We start from the raw sequence: 16,937 nt of genomic DNA on the forward strand, positions 1-16,937 counted from the left end.
TGTCAACACGCCGCGGACCCGCCCATCGGTGTTAGCGCTCCCGGGTGAGCGTGCGGCGTCGTGCAATCAGGACGATCGACCCGACCACCGCGAGGATGGCGGCGAGCCCGAGGCCACCGGCTGCATCAAATCCCGTGTGTGCGAGGGCCGGGGGTCCAGGCTCCTCCGGATCGGAGGGAACGGGAACGATGGGGAGATTGTGTATCGCACCAAACGTTGCCGCCGTGTGCTCGGCATCGACGACAATGCTGAGCGGCTCGCTCAGCAGGACATATCCTGCGGGGGCCTTCTTCTCGGTGAGCGTGTACGTGCCATAAACCAGGTGCTCCACTAGGAAGGTGCCCGTCTTCGGATTTGCATCGGCGGTGCCGTTATCGGTCACGCTGAGTGCCGTACCGTCCGGTCCGATAAGTTCCCATTCGGACCCGGCGAGTAGATCACCGTCGGGGTTAACCTTTGTCCAGGCGATCGAGCCGGTGGGACCGGTGGGGACCCGAGCATCGTTTGTGAGTGTCAGGCTCACCTCGGTCGCGGCACCGGGTGCCACACTGTAGGTGCCATCAATATTCCGGGATACACCCTCGCCACTCAGTGTCCAGGCACCCCAGGTAACCCCCGCAATCGTGGGGAAGTTGATCTCCTCGATCCTGAAGGTTGAGCCCAGCGGGACCCGATCCGAACGGATGGTGGTTCCCACCGGCAGGGTCATGGTTTTTGCGCTCGCAGTCGAACCGGAGACCGAATACCGCACGGTGTACGTAGCATCAGCGGCGAGGGCCGCGGCCTCACCGGTGAGTTTTTTGGTGATGGTGAAACGGGTGTGCTGATCGGCGGTTCCCGTGCCGCCGCCCTCAGCATCAACGCGGTGGATAGCCGTGACGGTGGTGTTATCCACCGTCGCCGAGTTACCGAAGGTATCGCCCTCAACCACGAGACCATCGGCCTGGGTGTAGTACTGCAGGATGTAGATGAACCCGCTCGGCTCCAGCCCGGAAACCGCGAAACTGAATGACTTCATGTCGCCAGCCCAGTCCACCGTGAATTTTCCGGGATCGACCGGACTCCAGTCCTCCACCATCTTTCCGTCTTCAACGGGGCGCTGGAGGAGTTCGATATCTCCGGTGTAGGTGTGCGATTCCTGAGTGGGGTCAAGCCTGTCGGTAATCGCGAAACCACCATTGTGCACGGAGCTCGCGGGAACGCGGATACTCCACATGAATCGGCCATCGGTGGCCGTCTTGCTGCTGTACTTCACGGGTTCCACCGGCTCGGTGAGGTCTTCGGTGATGATTCCACCCTCACCGGGCAGATCCACGAGGACCAGCTTGTTGTTGATGTCGAACGTCACCGTTTCGTTGGTGGTGGATCGGCTGGCCTCGGCACTCATCCACAGGGAGCCGCCAATATTCTCCTTACCGGCGACCGTTTCGCTCAGCGTGCACACCACCTCGGGTGCGTTGCCATCCGCGATGGCGCAGGTTGCCATGACCGCGCCCGTGTCGGGATCGGTGATGTCGAACGTGGGGGTTCCCGCCCGCGAGAACTCCTCGGGCAGGGTCATGCCGAATGTTTCTCCCGGCTTCGCCCCGTCGGGGACACTCCAGTCGGCGGTGATTTTCACCGTCTCCCACTGGTTCAGCGGACCCGTACTCCCATCGGCTTTTGCCAGGTGGATGTTTGAGATTGCGTCGGGATAGGTGACCAGTGGTGCCGCTGTCGCCGGACTGGCGAGTCCCAGCATGCCGCCGATGGCGATCAGAATCGCGAGCGCCGCACTCGATACTCGTCGCGATGGCGTCGCGGGATTCTTGAGATTCATGAAAAGCCCTTTCTCCGGTGAGGGAGACCAGGGGGAAAACAAAAAAATCTCCTCCAATCTGGCTCCATTGATGCTTATCTGGACCAAATTGAAGGAGATGCGCGGCGAGAAGTTCCCCGATTCTCCGCCGACAATAAATAACAACTGTACTTCGACCGAATGGTTAACCTGCAATACCGAGCGCACATGCCGGGAAACGGACCCGGCCGCGGTGGGACCTCGCGGCCGGCCCCTCCCGCACGGGTGTGCCGGCCGGCGAGCCTAGGCCAGCAGCACGGCGGGATCCTCGATCACCGCGGCGATATCCGCCAGGAATCGGCTCATGGCGTCGCCATCCACCACCCGGTGATCAAAGGTTCCGGCAATCGTGGTGACCCAACGGGGCGTGATCTCTCCGTCCACCACCCACGGTTTCTGCCGGATTGTCCCCACCGCGATGATCCCGGTTTCGCCGGGATTGATCATCGGGGTCGCGCCGTCCACGCCGAAGACGCCGATGTTGGTGATCGTGATCGTTCCGCCACGCTGGTCGGCCGGCGTTGTCCGCCCCGAGCGTGCAACCGTGGTGAGCGTGCCCAGTGCTTCGGCCAGTCCGTGCAGGGACAGGTTCTGAGCGTCCTTGATATTGGGAACGAGTAACCCCCGGGGGGTGGCCGCAGCGATACCGAGGTTGACACCCGCGGGGACCTCGATCGTTGCGCCATCGGGGCCCTCTCGCCAGGCCGCGTTGATCAGCGGCGTGCGCTGTAGCGCCCAGAGCACCGCCCGGGCGATCACGAGCAGCGGGGTGACTCGGACCTCGGCATAGTCGGGTGCGGCCCGGAGCCGCGCGACGTATTCCATCGTGCGGGTGGCATCCACCTCGGTCCAGACCGACACCTGCGGAATGGTGAACGCGGACGTGGTCATCGCCTGGGCCGTGGCCTTGCGCACACCCCTGACCGGGATGCTCTCGGTGGCTGCCGTGCGCTCAGACACTCGGGGTCCAACCAATCGCCGGGGCGATATGGTCACGAACACCCTCGAGCAGGCGCAGATTGTGCTCGGGGCCGAGGATGTTGGGGATTGCCACCAGCAGGGTATCGGCGCTCATTACGGCCTCATCTCGCAGGAGTTCATCGATGATCCGATCCGGTTCCCCGATATAGCTCTTCCCGAAACGCGATACCGCGCCGCCGAGAACCCCGACCTGCTCTCGGGATGAATCCGCGGCACCCCCGTAGAGGTCGGCATCGCGCTGCGAGAGGATCGGGAGGATGCTGCGCACCACGGCTACCCGCCGGGCTCCCGGGTGACCGGCGGCGATCCGCGCCGCGTGGAAGGTACGGATCTGCTCGGCCTGAAGCTCGGTGAAGGGAATCCCGGTGTCCTCGGAGAGCAGGGTGCTGCTGAGGAGATTGAGGTTCTGTTCCCCGGTCCACTGTGCACTCTGCCGGGTAGCCGAACCCCACCAGATTCGCTCACCCAGCGTGGGCGAGTGCGGCTCGATCGAGAGCGGCGCGCTTCGGCCGGTCTCGGCTGGGTCGGTGTGGGCCACGGGGTCCCCGGCGATGGCTGCGCGGAACGTCTCCGTGTGCTCCCGAGCCATGTCGGCGGCGCTCTGGCCCGCCCGCGGGTGGAAACCGAAGCGCTCGTATCCACGCAGCGCCGGTTCCTGTGACCCGCGGCTGAGGCCGAGCTGGAGGCGGGCTCCCCCGATCAGATCCGCGGAGGCCGCCAGCTCGGCCATCAGCAGCGGGTTTTCGTAGCGCATGTCGATGACGGCGGTGCCGATTTCGATCCGGGACGTGCGTGCGGCGATGGCCGCGAGCAGGCTCCACGGACTGGAGAACTGACGCTGCAGGTGGTGCACCCGGCTCCAGGCGCCGTCGAGCCCGAGTGCCTCCGCACCCTCGGCGATCTCGATGCCCTGGGTCAGCGCCTCACCCGCCGTCCGAGCGGAGGCACCCCGGGCATTCTGGTGGTGACCAAACGAGAGAAATCCGAGCCGGCGCGCGCTCATCTGGTCACCTCGGCCGGCGCGGTAGTGGTGGCGTCGGGGAAGGCCGCCATCGCGAACTCCACGGTCTCGAGCAGGTCGTCACGGGCAATGCCGCTGGCGGCCTGGACCGTCAGCCCCGTCGCCACGGTGAGGTAGTAGCGGGCGAGTTTGGCCGGATCGGTGCCCGGAGGGAAGTCGCCATCGTCGAGTGCCTGCTCAAATCGAAGCTGCATTCCGTGGCGGACTTCCTCACGACGGCGTGCCAGTTCGTCCTGCACGTCGATACTGTCGGCGGAGCCGGTCAACGCGCCCTGGACCAGCAGGCATCCGGTGGGCTGGTCTTCGTCGGTGGCGCTGAAGACCACGCTTGTCAGCATCTGCCGAGCCGCCGCCCGTCCCGTGGGCTGGGCCGCCGCGGCCTGGAGATTGGCGGCCGAGAAGCGCATGTATCGTTCCACCACTCGGTCGAAGAGCGCGCGCTTATTTCCGAATGCCGCATACAGGCTCGGGGGATTAATGCCCATGGCCTCGGTGAGCTCGGCGATTGAGGTTGCCTCGTATCCGCGTCGCCAGAACACGTCGACCGCGCGGTCGAGGGCCTGCTCGAGGTCAAAGGCACGGGTGCGTCCACGAGTCATGCTAATCCAATCTGTAGTGGTCACTATATTAATCTGCTATAACAATAGCGGGCATTACAGAATTCATCCACCCGACGATTCGAACCTCGCCGAGTCGGCTGTCCACACCGTGTCCACCCTCCCCAATGAAAGGACCTCCTGTGACAGGAAGCATCCACACACCCCCCTCCAAAATGGCCATGCCGGTGATCGTGCTCGCGGTCTTTGTGGTCCCGCTGGCCATCTCGGGCATGGGGGTGCTGCTGCCCACCATCGCCCGTGATCTCGGGGCCTCCCCGTTCCTGCTGCAATCGGTGGTGAACGGCTTCAACGCCTCCTTCGCGATCTTCACCCTGGTGTGGGGTGTGCTCTCGGATCGGCTGGGATATCGCGCCACCGTCATCATCGGCCTGGCCTTTTTCACCCTGGGCTCCCTGGTGAGCACGCTGGCCCCGGACCTCGTGGTTCTTGATATCGGCCGGATCCTCTCGGGCATCGGTGGTGCCGCCGTGTTCACCGGGTCGGCGTCGCTGATGTCGAATGCCTGGGAGGGGCCCGCCCGCGCGCGCAACTTTGCGATCTTTGGCACGGTCATCGGCATCGGTTCGGCAATAGGCCCGGTGATCGCCGGGGTTCTCACCGGCTGGCTCGGCTGGCGCGGGGTCTTTATCGTGTTCGGGATCGTGACGGTGCTGGCGATCGTATTCAGTCGCGCCCTGCCGCGGATCTCCCATGCCCCCGAACCCAGCCGAAAAATCATCGACTTCGACGTGCTGCGTAACCCGCACTTCCTGGCGCTCGCGCTCGTTCCGGTGGCGACGGCGATTGGCGCGATTACCCTCGGCACCTACCTGCCCGTGGCTTTCGGGGCGATCTATGATCTCTCGGCACCCTCGGCCGGTCTGTTCATGCTGTTTATGATGGTGCCCATCGTGGTGGCGCCGCTGGCGGTATCTCGCCTCATCCACCGTTTCGCGGCGGTCACCCCGATGGGGATCATCTATGTGGCCCTGATCGCGATGCTTGTGGGCGATGCGGCGCTGCTGGTGATCTCGCCCGAGGTGGCAATCTGGTGGGCAGTTCCCGGCATGTTCCTGATCGGGGCTGCATTCGGTATGACCATCGGACTCGTGGACGGCGAAGCCCTCGCCCAGGTGCCCCCGCACCGATCGGGGGCGGCCGCCGGTGTCCTCAACTTTGTCAGGGTTGGCAGTGAAGCCGTCGTGATCGCCGCGTTTGCGGCAATCGTCACGACGCTGATTTTTGCCAACCTGGGCGACCATGCTCTCGCCGATGCAACCTCGGCGGGCATTCCCGGGCAGGGCGCCGCCTATGCGGCAGCGTTTAGGATCATCCTCTTGGTGATGATCGCGACCAATATTGTGCTCACCCTGGTTGTTGTTGCGCTGCACCGCGCGCATCTGCGTCGCACCGGTGGCGGGGTGAGGCACGTGTCGCCCCGCGCAGGAATCTAACCTCCGCAGATGCGCGCTACCGGCATCCCGTGCGCACCAATGTGCACGGGATGCTGTGTTTTTCTCACCGGCGCGCCCGGTAGGCTGGATTTCTCATGATCCCCGAGGAGAAAGGCGCGGAATTGCAGTACATCTCGACGCGCGGCCACGTCATTGGCCAGTATTCCGACGTTCTGGTTGAGGGCCTGGCCCCGGATGGCGGCCTCGCCGTCCCCGAAACCGTGCCCACCGTTTCTCCCGAGACGCTGGAGAGCTGGCGCGGCCTCGGCTATGCCGACCTGGCCACCGAGGTGATCGGGCTGTTCGCGACCGACATCCCCCGCGAAGACCTGTCCCGGCTGACCCACGCGGCCTATGCCGCCGATAAGTTTGAGGCCGCCGAGATCGTCCCGCTGACCGACCTGGGCCGCGGCATGACGCTGGTGGGCCTGTCCGAGGGGCCGACGCTGGCCTTCAAGGACATGGCGATGCAGTTCCTCGGCGAAGCCATGGAGTATGTGCTGGCCAAGACCGGCAGCAGCCTGAACATCCTCGGCGCCACCTCGGGCGATACCGGATCCGCCGCCGAATACGCGTTCCGCGGGCGCGAGCGCATCTCGATCTTCATGCTCTCCCCGCTGGGCCGGATGAGCGCCTTCCAGCGGGCCCAGATGTACTCGCTGCAGGACGCCAACGTGCACAACCTCGCCGTGGCCGGCGTCTTTGACGACTGCCAGCACCTGGTCAAGACCCTCTCCGAGGACCTCGACTTCAAGCGCACCCACCACCTGGGCGCGGTCAACTCGATCAACTTTGGTCGGATTTCCGCCCAGATCGTCTACTACGTGTGGGCCTGGCTGCGCGCCACCGACGCCGTGGATGCCGAGACGCGGGCGGGCTTCGAGGTGTCGGTAGCGGTGCCCTCGGGGAACTTTGGCAACATCCTCTCGGGCTACTACGCCAAGCTGCTCGGTGTGCCGATCCGCAAGCTGGTGCTCGCCTCGAACGAGAACAACGTGTTGGACGACTTCTTCCGCACCGGCGTCTACCGCCCGCGCACCTCGGCCGAAACCCTGGCCACCTCGAGCCCCTCGATGGACGTCTCCAAGGCCTCCAACCTGGAGCGCTTCATCTTCGACTTCTTCGGTCGCGACCCCGAGCGCACCGCCGGCGCGTGGAAGGACCTCGCCGCCAACGGCTTCTTCGACCTCAGCGGCGAGCAGGCCCGCTTCGAGGCCGAGTACGGGTTCGTGAGTGGCACCTCGACCCATGCCGACCGGATCGACACCATCCGCTCGTTTGCACAGTCTTCGGGCATCACCCTGGACCCGCACACCGCCGACGGCGCGAAGGTTGCGCTGCCGCACGTGGAGGAGGGCATCCCGATGCTTGTGCTGGAGACCGCCAAGCCGCGCAAGTTCCCCGAGATCGTGGCCGAGGCGCTGGGCTCCGCCCCCGAGCAGTCGGCCGAGACGAAGGCGCTGATGGAGGCCCCGCAGCGGGTCGAGGAAATCCCCTTCGACGCCGACTTCCTGCGCACCTACATCGCCGAGCGCATCTAGATTACGTTCGCACACGCATGATGGCCGGGCCCTTCGGGGCTCGGCCATTCTGCGTGCGTGCCTGCGGTGCGTGCCCGTGAGCGCATCGGCCGAGGGTGCATCACCGGGTCCGGAGAACGCCGGTGGGTGCCGCGGTTTCGGGTGCGACGCACCTAGCGCGGGGCGCGCTCCCCGCTGCCGCGCGGGATCAGGGTGGCACCGAGCTGAATGTGCTGACGCGGTCCGGTGTCCCCGGCGAGCCGGCTAAAGAGCAGCTCGGCTGCCAGTCGACCCACCGCCGCCGGGTCCTGCGCGACCACGCTGACCGGCGGTTCCAGGGCGTCGGCGAGCTCGAAGTCGTCGAATCCGACCAGGGCGATCGAGGCGCCGCGCTGGCGCAGCAGGCGCACCACGCGCACGCTCCACCGGTTGTTCCCGGAGAGGATCGCGGTGGGCGGATTGTCCCGATCCAGCAGTGCCAAAAACGCCTCGCCGGACTCGGGGGCCGCGGGGTTGGCCATCAGCACCAGGTTGTCATCGCGCTCGATTCCCGCGGTTTCCAACGCTTCCAGGTACCCGATGCGGCGCTCCTGGGCGGTGTAGAGACTCGCGGTGTCGCCGACAAACGCGATCCGCCGGTGACCTGCGGCGAGCAGGTGACGGACCCCGGCGGCGGTCCCGCCGCGGTTGTCCACCAGGACCGTATCGGCATCTACATCCACGCTCGGCCGGTCCACAAACACCAGCGAGCAGCCGGCCTCGCCCTCGGCCGCGAGCACACGCGGATCCATGCCCTCGGCGGGGGTGATGATCAGCCCGTCGATCCCGCGTCCGCTGAGCGAGCGCACCAGCGCCTCGGCCCGGCGCGGGTCCTCGGCGGAGGAGGACACCAGCAGCGCGTGATGGTGCGCGTGGGCCACCTCCTCGACGGCCCGGGCAAGTGTGGAGTAGAACGGGTCCGCAAGGTCCTCGATGATCAGCCCGATCGTGGCCGTGGTGCCCTGGCGCAGCTGCCGCGCCTGCTCGTTTCGACGGAACCCGAGCTCGCGGATGGCCGCCTCGACCCGCACCGCCTTGGCCGCGCTCACGCTCTCGGTTCCGTTGACCACGCGGGACACGGTTTTCAGGCTCACATCCGCCAGTTTGGCCACGTCGTTCATGGTGGGGCGGGTGCTGCGGGGGAGCGGGGTCATGGATGTCCTCGGGGGTCGGTCGCGGAATCCGCGACGCTGTGTCAACGATGTCAGATCCTAGCAACACAGTCCGGCAAATTCCGGTGTTATTGCGAGATTAATACCCGAACTTGTGAATCTCTACCCCGTAATCGCGGGGATTTTGCCCGAGTCCCCCAAAAGACAACGTTGACATTTTTTGGGCCGACGCGATAGATTCGGCGCAACCCGTGCCACGCAACGATGCAGTGCGCATGATGCGGGTTCCTCCCAACCGGTCCTTCAATGACGAAAGGCAAGCATGTCGGAGCAGTCCCATCCCCTCGCGCCTCCGGCGCACGGGCGCACCCCCGCGCCCGATCGAGGTCATGTTAGTCACCCCCTCGGTGCGGAACGATCCGCACGCCCCCGCCCCCTGCGCCGCCTCGGCGCGCTGGGGGTAGGCACCGCGCTGGTACTGGGCGGATTCTCGCCGGTGCTCTTCGCGGCCCCCGCCAGCGCGGCCCCCGCCGAAGCCAACTTCGCCAGCTCGTTTGAGGCCACCGATCCGGCAGCGCTCTCCAGCACCGTCGAGCAGCGCGACGGCAAGCCCTGGCAGAAGAACGTGCAGGGTGTCGGCCTCCCCGACCTGATGAAGGCCCTGGGCTCGGTTTCCGCGAGCGCCGAAAACGCCCCTAACGAGGCCGCCCGATTCGCCGCCGACGGCGACGCGGGCACCAAGTGGCTGACCTTCACCACCGCCGCAACCCTGGACTACACCTTCACCACCGCGCAGACCGCGGTCACCTACAAGCTGGTCTCCGGCAACGATGCCCCCGAGCGCGATCCGCGCACCTGGCGCATCCTCGGTTCCAATAACGGCACCGACTGGACCGAGCTGGATTCCCAGACCGACCAGTCCTGGAAGTCCTCCGAGCGCGGCGTCGCCAAGGAGTTCACCCTCAAGACCACCGGGGCCTTCAGCAAGTACCGCCTCGACATCGCCTCGAACCAGAGCGGCGGGCTGATCCAGCTGGCCGACTTCCTGCTGGCCGGGGCGATCCCTGAAAACCCGGTCGCGACCCCGATTAACACCGAGGTGGGCTCGGGCCCCTCGGACGGCTTCAACATCAAGGCCCGCGTCGGCTTCACCGGCGTGCGCGCCCTCAAGTACTCGGGTGCCCACACGGCCGAGGGCCGCGGCTATGCGTCCAACGTGATCTATAAGGATGTCTCGATCCCGGTCACCGACACCAGCCGACTGAGCTACCTGCTCTTCCCCGAACTCACCGGTGGCGACCTGCAGTACCCCTCGACCCACACCGCGGTCGACCTGCACTTCACCGACGGCACCTACCTGTCCGACCTGTCCGCCAAGGACCAGTACGGATATGCGGCCACCGCGCAGGGCCAGGGCACCGGCAACATTCTCTACCCCAAGCAGTGGAACTCGGTCCGGGTGGACCTCGGCCGGGTGGCCCAGGGCAAAACCATCGACCGCTTCCTGCTCTCCTATGACAACCCCGGAGCCACCGCGAGCACCGCGTTCTCGGGCTGGCTGGATGACCTGAAGATCGAGGCCACCCCGGCCACCATCGACGGCAGCAGCCTCACCCACTACGTGGACACCCGCCGGGGTACCAACTCCTCGGGCAGCTTCTCGCGTGGATCCAACGAGGCCATCACCTCGGTGCCCAACGGCTTCAACTTCCTGGTTCCGGTGACCAACGCGCGGGCAACCTCGCGCACCTACCAGTACCAGCAGGGCAACGACGCGCAGAACCGCACCCCGTTCCAGGGCCTGGCGATCTCGCACCAGCCGAGCCCGTGGATGGGCGACCGCAACCAGTTCTCGGTCATGCCGGTGCCCGGTGCGGGTGCCCCCAACGGCAACCCGGGCCAGCGCTCGACCACTCTCAAGCACGAGAACGAAACCGCTCAGCCCGACTACTACGGCGTGAAACTCGACAATAAGGTTTCCGCCGAGATGACCCCGTCCGATCACGGCATGGTCATGCGCTTCACCTTCGACGGCAACGACGGCAACGTGGTGTTTGACTCGCCCAAGGCCGAGCAGAAGTTCACTATCGCCGCCGATGGCACCGTTTCCGGCTGGGTGGATAACGGCTCGGGCTTCCGGGTCGGCCAGTCCCGCATGTTCATCTCGGGCAAGTTCGACCAGACCCCGCGCAGCCTGGGAACCCCGCCGGGTGCCCAGGGATCCACGATGTTTGCGGCCTTCGACACCTCCCAGGCTAAGACCGTGACCCTGCGCATGGCTACCTCGCTGATCAGCCTCGATCAGGCCACCAAGAACCTCGGCCTGGAGATCGGCAACCGGTCCTTCGACCAGGTGCGGACCTCGGCTCAGAAGATCTGGAACGACCGCCTGAGCGCGATCACCGTGGAGGGTGCCTCGGAGACCGAACTGGTTTCGCTGTACTCGAACCTTTACCGCCTGAACGTGTACCCCAACGTGCAGCATGAGAACACCGGCACCGCCGAGCAGCCCGTGTACAAGTACGCGAGCCCGGTCAACAACAAGAGCGGAACCGCCACCGACACCAAAACCGACGCGCAGATCCGCGACGGCAAGATGTATGTGAACAATGGTTTCTGGGACACCTACCGGACCGTATGGCCCGCCTACGCGATGCTCTACCCGGATGTGGCCGCGGACCTCGTGGACGGATTCGTGGAGCAGTACCGTGCCGGCGGCTGGGTTGCCCGCTGGTCCTCGCCCGGATACGCGGACATCATGACCGGCACCAGCTCGGATGTCGCGTTTGCCGACGCCTACCTGCGCGGGGTCAAGCTGGATGATCCGCTGGGCACCTACGACGCGGCGGTCAAGAACGCGACCGTGGTGTCGGGTTCGAGCTCGACCGGCCGCAAGTCGGTGGGTACCTCGACCTTCCTCGGCTACACCCCGGCCAGCCAGGGTGAGAGCGTTTCGTGGGGTCTTGAGGGCATGATCAACGACTACGGCATCGGCAACATGGCCGCCGCCCTGGCCGAGGATCCCGCGACCCCCGAGGAGCGTCGCGCCCAGCTGCGCGAGGAGGCCGAGTACTTCACCGACCGCGCCACCACCTACGTCAACATGTTTGACCCGGCGGTGGACTTCTTCCAGGCCCGCAACGCCGATGGCACCTTCCAGGTGGCACCGGAGAACTACGACCCCACCACCTGGTGGGGCCCCTACACCGAGACCAACGGCTGGAACTTCGCGTTCCACGCGCCGCAGGACCCGGCGGGCCTTGCCGCCCTCTACGGTGGCCGGGCGGGACTGGAAAAGAAGCTGGATGACTTCTTCTCGATCCCCGAGACCTCGGCCGGACCGATCCACGAGGAGATCGAGGCACGCGATGCCCGCTTCGGTCAGTGGGGAATCTCCAACCAGGTGTCGCACCACATTCCGTTCCTCTACAACGCGGTGGGTGCGCCGGCCAAGGCTCAGGCGATCACCCGCGAGGCGATCAAGCGCAGCTTTGCCGGTTCGGAAATCGGTCAGGGTTACCCCGGCGATGAGGACAACGGCGAAATGTCGACCTGGTACCTCTTCAGCGCCCTGGGCCTCTACCCGCTGCAGGTCGGATCGAGCGAGCTGACCATCGGCTCGCCGCTCTACACCAAGGCGACCGTCAAGCTCGGCGACAAGACCCTGGTCATCAACGCGCCGAACAACTCCGATCAGAACACCTACGTTCAGTCGCTCAAGGTAAACGGGAAGGCGTACTCGAGCACCTCGATCGACTCCAACCTGCTCGCCCAGGGCGGCACGCTGGACTTCGTGATGGGTTCCAAGCCCTCGGCCTGGGGCACCGCCGAGGCGGACGCTCCGCCCTCGCTGAGCACCGGGGAACACCCGGCTTCGCCGCTGCTGGACTCGGCCGATCCCAAGATCGCCCGCGTCACCAGCCGCGACGGGGAGAACACCGCCAACCTGGTGGACAACAACGCCGCCAGCCAGGTGTCCTTCGCCTCGAAAACCCCGCAGATCACCGTGGCCTACCAGGGGCCGGCTCAGTCGCCGAGCTTCTACACGCTGACCTCGGGCACCTCCGCGGCCACCGCCCCGACCGGGTGGACCCTGGAGGGCAGCAACGACGGCAAAACCTGGAGCGTGGTGGATACCCGCCAGAACCAGAAATTCGACTCCGCGCTGCAGACCCGACCGTTCAAGATTGCCCAGCCGGGCAGCTTTGCACAGTTCCGTCTGAACGTGACCTCGGGTGGTGACAGCGTGGCCCTGGCCGAGCTGGAACTGCTCGCTCACGCCTCGGATGCATCGGGATCGAAGCTCACGGTATCGCCGGCACAGGCACTGGGTGCGCGCTCGGGCGTGGCCGAGACGCTGAACCTCGGTGGCGTCAGCGGTGGCGAGGCGAAGGGCTACGCGGTCAGCGTGAACTGGGGCGATGGCAGTGCCGCCGGCACCGCCACCCTGGGATCGCCGACCCTCGGGGTGTACCCGGTTTCCGGCTCGCACACCTACGCCCAGCCCGGTGAGTACCGGGTCACCGTGACCGTCACCGACGGCACATCCACGGCCACCACGAGTCTTCCGATTACGGTGGACTACCTGGAGCCGGGCAGCCTGCGCGCGGCCTTCGACAGCCAGTGCATCGCCGATGACGGTGTGGGCGCCAACTGTGATGCCAAGGGCATCTCGTTCCCGCGCAAGGGTCTCGCCGATGGTGGCCTGACCCAGGGGGTGGAACACGGCGTCCCGGGCACCGACCTGCGCTTCACTATCCCGGTGATCGCCGCGGGTGCCCCGGATAACGCTACGGGTGCCGGTCAGGTCATTCGCCCGAACCTGGGCGAGGGCGCGACCAAGCTGTCCTTCATCGGTGCCGCCACCGAGAAGAACCAGGACACCACGGCCCTGGTCACCTTCACCGACGGATCCACCGAGACCATTCCGCTGCAGCTCTCGGACTGGACCAAGGGTGGAAACTCGCAGGCGACCCCGCTGTACGGCAACATCGAGGTGGTGAAGTCGAGCTATCGTCTGGCCGGGCCCAACCCGTCCAACGTGCCCTCGTTCTTCTTCTCCACGGTGCCGTATTCGATCCCCGAGGGAAAGACCGTGCAGACCATCACCCTGCCGGTCCAGCCCGGTCAGCCGGGTGTTGAGGGTCGGGTGCACGTGTTCGCGATCGCCGGCAACGGCATCGCCGCGGACACCGCCTTCACCGCGACCGTGGGCAAGGACATCGCCGTGGTTGCCGGAGAGAAGGTTTCCGCCGACCTCGCCACGGTGACCCAGGCCGCCGGGGCCATCGCGCCCAAGGCCCGCGTTCAGTGGGGTGATGGATCGGACATCCAGGATGTGGAACTGGGTGCCTTCACCGACGGCAGCGCGACCATCGCCGCCGAGCACACGTTCACCGAGCCGGGCACCTACCCGGTTGTGGTCACCGTGTTTGGTGCCTCGGGTACGCAGCAGCTGCGCCTGAGCGCCGAGGTGACACCGGTTAAGGTGCCGTACTCGCCGACCATCGCGGTGGCCCCGGCCGGCGGCGTTCGCGCCGGTGCCGAGGCGACCATCACCGGTGCGGGCTTCGCGCCGAATGAGAAGGTCAGCGTGAGCGTGGCCGCCGATCCCGCCATCATCCAGGAGACCACCGCAAACGCGGAGGGCGAGATTTCGCTCACCGTGACCGTGCCGAAGAACACGCCCGCGGGCGCGCTCGGAGTCACCGCGGTGGGGGAGACCTCGGTTGTCCCGGCCAGCGGAACCCTGACCGTGCTGGAAAACACCACCACGCCGGTCTACACCCCGCAGGTGCGCTCCAACGCCCAGAACGCCCGCGTGGGTGACCTGGTGGAGATCACCGGTGAGGGCTTCGCTCCGGGGGAGAAGATCACCGTGGTGCTGCACTCCGACCCGATCACGCTGGGCACCGCCACCGCGGACCCGCGCGGCGGACTGGTGTTCTCCTTCACCGTGCCGAAGGGTGCGGAGGTGGGCCAGCACGAGATTGTGGTGACCGGTGCAACCTCGGCCGTGGATGCACGGATGGCGTTTGAGATCCTGCCCGCCCAGGTCCCGGGAGACGGGGGAACCGGCAACGGTGGCCCCGGATCGGTGGACCCGGTAACCGGGAAGCCGATCACCAAGCCGGGCGGCGGCATCGCCACCACCGGTGCCCCCGAGTCGAGCGCCCTGATCGCGGGCCTCGGACTGCTCACCCTGATCGCCGGAGCGGGAGTCTTCCTGCTGCGTCGTCGCCGGGTCACGCAGGACTAGCGTTCAACACAGCGGCCCCTCCCGAATCCAGGATTCGGGAGGGGCCGCCGTGTGTTTTCGCGTCATTTGTGTGTGAGTCCCATGTGGGTGTTGGGCTGATCGCGAGGTGCTGTGTCGCGCGTGTGTTCTCGCGTCATTTGCGTGTGCGCGCCATGCGGGTGTTGGGCAGGAGGAGGCCCGCACCCACAATCAGACCGAGGATCCCGGCCACACCCAGCAGGATCGGGGTCTGCATGTTGGCCCCGGTCATCGCCAGGTGGCTCTGGTTGGCATCCCGCGGATCGGCAACCGAGGGGGTCGGTGTCTGAGCGGGGGTGGCCGGGGTGGAGGCACCGGGGGAGGGCGTCGGACGGGGATCCACCGGGGCGGAACCGGTCGGGGAGGGGCTCGGCGTGGGATCCCCGGCCCCCTGGCTCGGCGTCGGACTCGGGGTGGGAGCGGGGTCGGTCGGTGTCGGGCTCGGGGTTGCCGTGGGGGTGGGCGTCGGGTCGGGGGTCTCGGTGGGCTCCGGGGTCGCGGTCGGGGTGGGATCCCCCGGAACCGCCACCGTCTCGAAGGTGAAGCCGCCGGGGATCAGCACGTTGAGAGCCGCGGGAACCGCGGCCCCGTTGGCATAGGTAAAGGGCAGGCTCAGATCGACGGTGCCCGGCGCGTGGGCCGGAGAGGTGACCGAGGCGGTGTCGGGGGCAGTGAGCTCAAACGCCGTCCCCACGGTCCCATCAAAGGCCACGGATGCCGGGCGGATTCGCGCCGAAACCGTGGGCAGCGCGACGGGGGTGTTTCCGGAGGTGACACTCTGACCCAGCTGGCCGAAGTTGTTTTTTCCCCAGGTAATTACCTCGCCACCCTCGGTGAGGGTATAGACGTTATCGCGGGTGCCGATGATCCGGGCGATCTTCGCCCCGCGAAGCGCGCCGTTATTGCTGATCAGTACCGGACTGGGCTGATCATCCCGGGTGCCGTCGCCGATCGCACCGGACATGTTGGATCCCCAGGCGGCGATCTTTCCCGAGGCCGTGTGGACGTAGGTGCTGAATCCGCTGGCCGCAATCTCGACGATGCGCTCGCCGGCAAGTACCCCGGTCTGGTCCACGGGGACCGCGGTGGCGCTCGAGGTGTTCTGGCCGTTGCCCAGCTGGCCGAGACGGCCATCGCCCCAGCTCACGAGTTCGCCCGTATCAAGCAGCGCAAACATGTGACGTCCGTTCCCGGCAATCTGGACCACCCGCGAGCGGCCCAGAATCCCGTCCGGGTCTACGCGGACCGGCAGCTCGGAGTGATTGATCGCGGGGTCCATGCCAAGCACACCGTCGCCATCATTGGATCCCCACCCGTAGACCTTGCCGGACTCTGTGAGGATGAACGCCGCCGCATTCACGGTGGCCACCTGAACCGGCTTATCTCCGCCCAGCGGGCCGAGGTCCACCAGCACGGGGGAGAGGGCGGGAACCCCGGGGGTCGTGCCATTACCCAGCGCGTAGGACTGCGAACTGCCCCAGGCTGCCACCTTGCCCGAGGCGGTGAGCGCGTAGCCATTGAGCTGGGCGATCGCCAGCTGCGTCACCCGCTCGCCGGCGAGGACGCCGCTCATGTCCAACGGGGCGGGCACCCGGGTGCTCCCCGAGACGCCGGTTCCCAGGCTGCCGGAGATGTTCTGTCCCCAGGCAAAGATCGCGCCGGACCGGGTGGTCACGAACGTGGCGGCCGCGTGGCTGGAGGTGATGCCGGTGATCGTTTGTCCCCTGAGCGCCCCCGACTGATCCACCGGGATCGGGTTGACCTGGAAGGCCATGTTGCCCGCGCCGAGCTGGCCGTTATTATTCATGCCCCAGCTGTAGAGGTTTCCGTCGGTACCGAGGCCGGTGAAGGCATCCTGGGATCCGCCGATCATGCTGAAGGTTTGTGCCTGCGGGAGCCGTCCCACACTGACGACGGTCCCGCCGGTTTCGGGACCGCGGGCGGGAAGGACCTCGGGGGTCGCGGCGGCGGTGGCGCTCAGCGGCAGGGCGAGCCCGGCGAGCAGTACGGTGCCCACCGCGAGACCGAGGCCCCCGGTGAGTGTGCGCATGGTTTTCATCGGTTGTGTCTTTCGTGAATCTGAAAATGGGCGCGGCG

At 66.5% G+C, this 16,937-nt stretch carries 8 protein-coding genes and 1 pseudogene; 3 read left to right on the top strand and 6 right to left on the bottom strand.

What is annotated here, in order from left to right:
* Positions 1 to 31 precede the first annotated feature (31 nt).
* From IE92_RS0115325 to IE92_RS0115340, 4 genes and pseudogenes are all read right to left on the bottom strand, one after another.
* A complete protein-coding gene (locus IE92_RS0115325) occupies positions 32 to 1,819 on the bottom strand; it encodes a SpaA isopeptide-forming pilin-related protein (protein WP_030149381.1) in 1,788 nt (595 codons plus the stop codon).
* Positions 1,820 to 2,080: 261 nt separating this feature from the next.
* Positions 2,081 to 2,782: pseudogene (locus IE92_RS0115330) on the bottom strand (dihydrolipoamide acetyltransferase family protein); the annotation flags it as partial.
* A 7-nt stretch (positions 2,783 to 2,789) separates the two neighbouring features.
* Positions 2,790 to 3,821 carry an LLM class flavin-dependent oxidoreductase gene (locus IE92_RS0115335; protein ID WP_030149383.1) on the bottom strand — a complete coding sequence of 344 codons (1,032 nt, stop codon included), beginning with the start codon at positions 3,819 to 3,821 and terminating at the stop codon, positions 2,790 to 2,792.
* On the bottom strand, positions 3,818 to 4,462 hold the full coding sequence (locus IE92_RS0115340; protein WP_245601321.1) for a TetR/AcrR family transcriptional regulator: 645 nt from the start codon (positions 4,460 to 4,462) through the stop codon (positions 3,818 to 3,820). Before IE92_RS0115340 ends, IE92_RS0115335 begins: the two co-directional genes overlap by 4 nt.
* A 155-nt stretch (positions 4,463 to 4,617) precedes the next feature.
* On the opposite strand from IE92_RS0115340, the gene IE92_RS0115345 reads away from it, so the two are divergent.
* Complete coding sequence (locus IE92_RS0115345; RefSeq protein WP_051702035.1) at positions 4,618 to 5,892, top strand: MFS transporter; 1,275 nt, start codon at positions 4,618 to 4,620, stop codon at positions 5,890 to 5,892.
* Between the two features lie 122 nt (positions 5,893 to 6,014).
* Positions 6,015 to 7,433 carry a threonine synthase gene (thrC, locus tag IE92_RS0115350; protein WP_030149386.1) on the top strand — a complete coding sequence of 473 codons (1,419 nt, stop codon included), beginning with the start codon at positions 6,015 to 6,017 and terminating at the stop codon, positions 7,431 to 7,433.
* A 152-nt stretch (positions 7,434 to 7,585) separates the two neighbouring features.
* On the opposite strand, the gene IE92_RS0115355 is transcribed toward thrC, so the two are convergent.
* The gene (locus IE92_RS0115355) at positions 7,586 to 8,605 is read right to left on the bottom strand and encodes a LacI family DNA-binding transcriptional regulator (RefSeq protein WP_030149387.1); all 1,020 of its coding nucleotides are present in this window, start codon (positions 8,603 to 8,605) and stop codon (positions 7,586 to 7,588) included.
* 280 nt (positions 8,606 to 8,885) lie between these two features.
* Between IE92_RS0115355 and IE92_RS17525 the strand changes: the two genes are divergently transcribed.
* Positions 8,886 to 14,822, top strand: a complete 5,937-nt coding sequence (locus IE92_RS17525; protein ID WP_051702036.1) for a GH92 family glycosyl hydrolase — start codon at positions 8,886 to 8,888, stop codon at positions 14,820 to 14,822.
* A 133-nt stretch (positions 14,823 to 14,955) separates the two neighbouring features.
* On the opposite strand, the gene IE92_RS19075 is transcribed toward IE92_RS17525, so the two are convergent.
* Positions 14,956 to 16,899 (bottom strand): RCC1 domain-containing protein, encoded by a 1,944-nt coding sequence (locus IE92_RS19075; protein WP_030149389.1) that lies wholly within the window; start codon positions 16,897 to 16,899, stop codon positions 14,956 to 14,958.
* Positions 16,900 to 16,937: the final 38 nt, after the last annotated feature.

It is taken from the genome of Mycetocola saprophilus, assembly GCF_000718085.1.
Taxonomy (GTDB): Bacteria; Actinomycetota; Actinomycetes; order Actinomycetales; family Microbacteriaceae; genus Mycetocola; species Mycetocola saprophilus.

What these genes read in the sequence shown, in the direction of transcription:
- IE92_RS0115325 (WP_030149381.1), bottom strand. Translation starts at nt 1,819, where the DNA reads ATGAATCTCAAGAATCCCGCGACGCCATCGCGACGAGTATCGAGTGCG.
- IE92_RS0115335 (WP_030149383.1), bottom strand. Translation starts at nt 3,821, where the DNA reads ATGAGCGCGCGCCGGCTCGGATTTCTCTCGTTTGGTCACCACCAGAAT.
- IE92_RS0115345 (WP_051702035.1), top strand. Translation starts at nt 4,618, where the DNA reads ATGCCGGTGATCGTGCTCGCGGTCTTTGTGGTCCCGCTGGCCATCTCG.
- IE92_RS0115355 (WP_030149387.1), bottom strand. Translation starts at nt 8,605, where the DNA reads ATGACCCCGCTCCCCCGCAGCACCCGCCCCACCATGAACGACGTGGCC.
- IE92_RS17525 (WP_051702036.1), top strand. Translation starts at nt 8,886, where the DNA reads ATGTCGGAGCAGTCCCATCCCCTCGCGCCTCCGGCGCACGGGCGCACC.
- IE92_RS19075 (WP_030149389.1), bottom strand. Translation starts at nt 16,899, where the DNA reads ATGAAAACCATGCGCACACTCACCGGGGGCCTCGGTCTCGCGGTGGGC.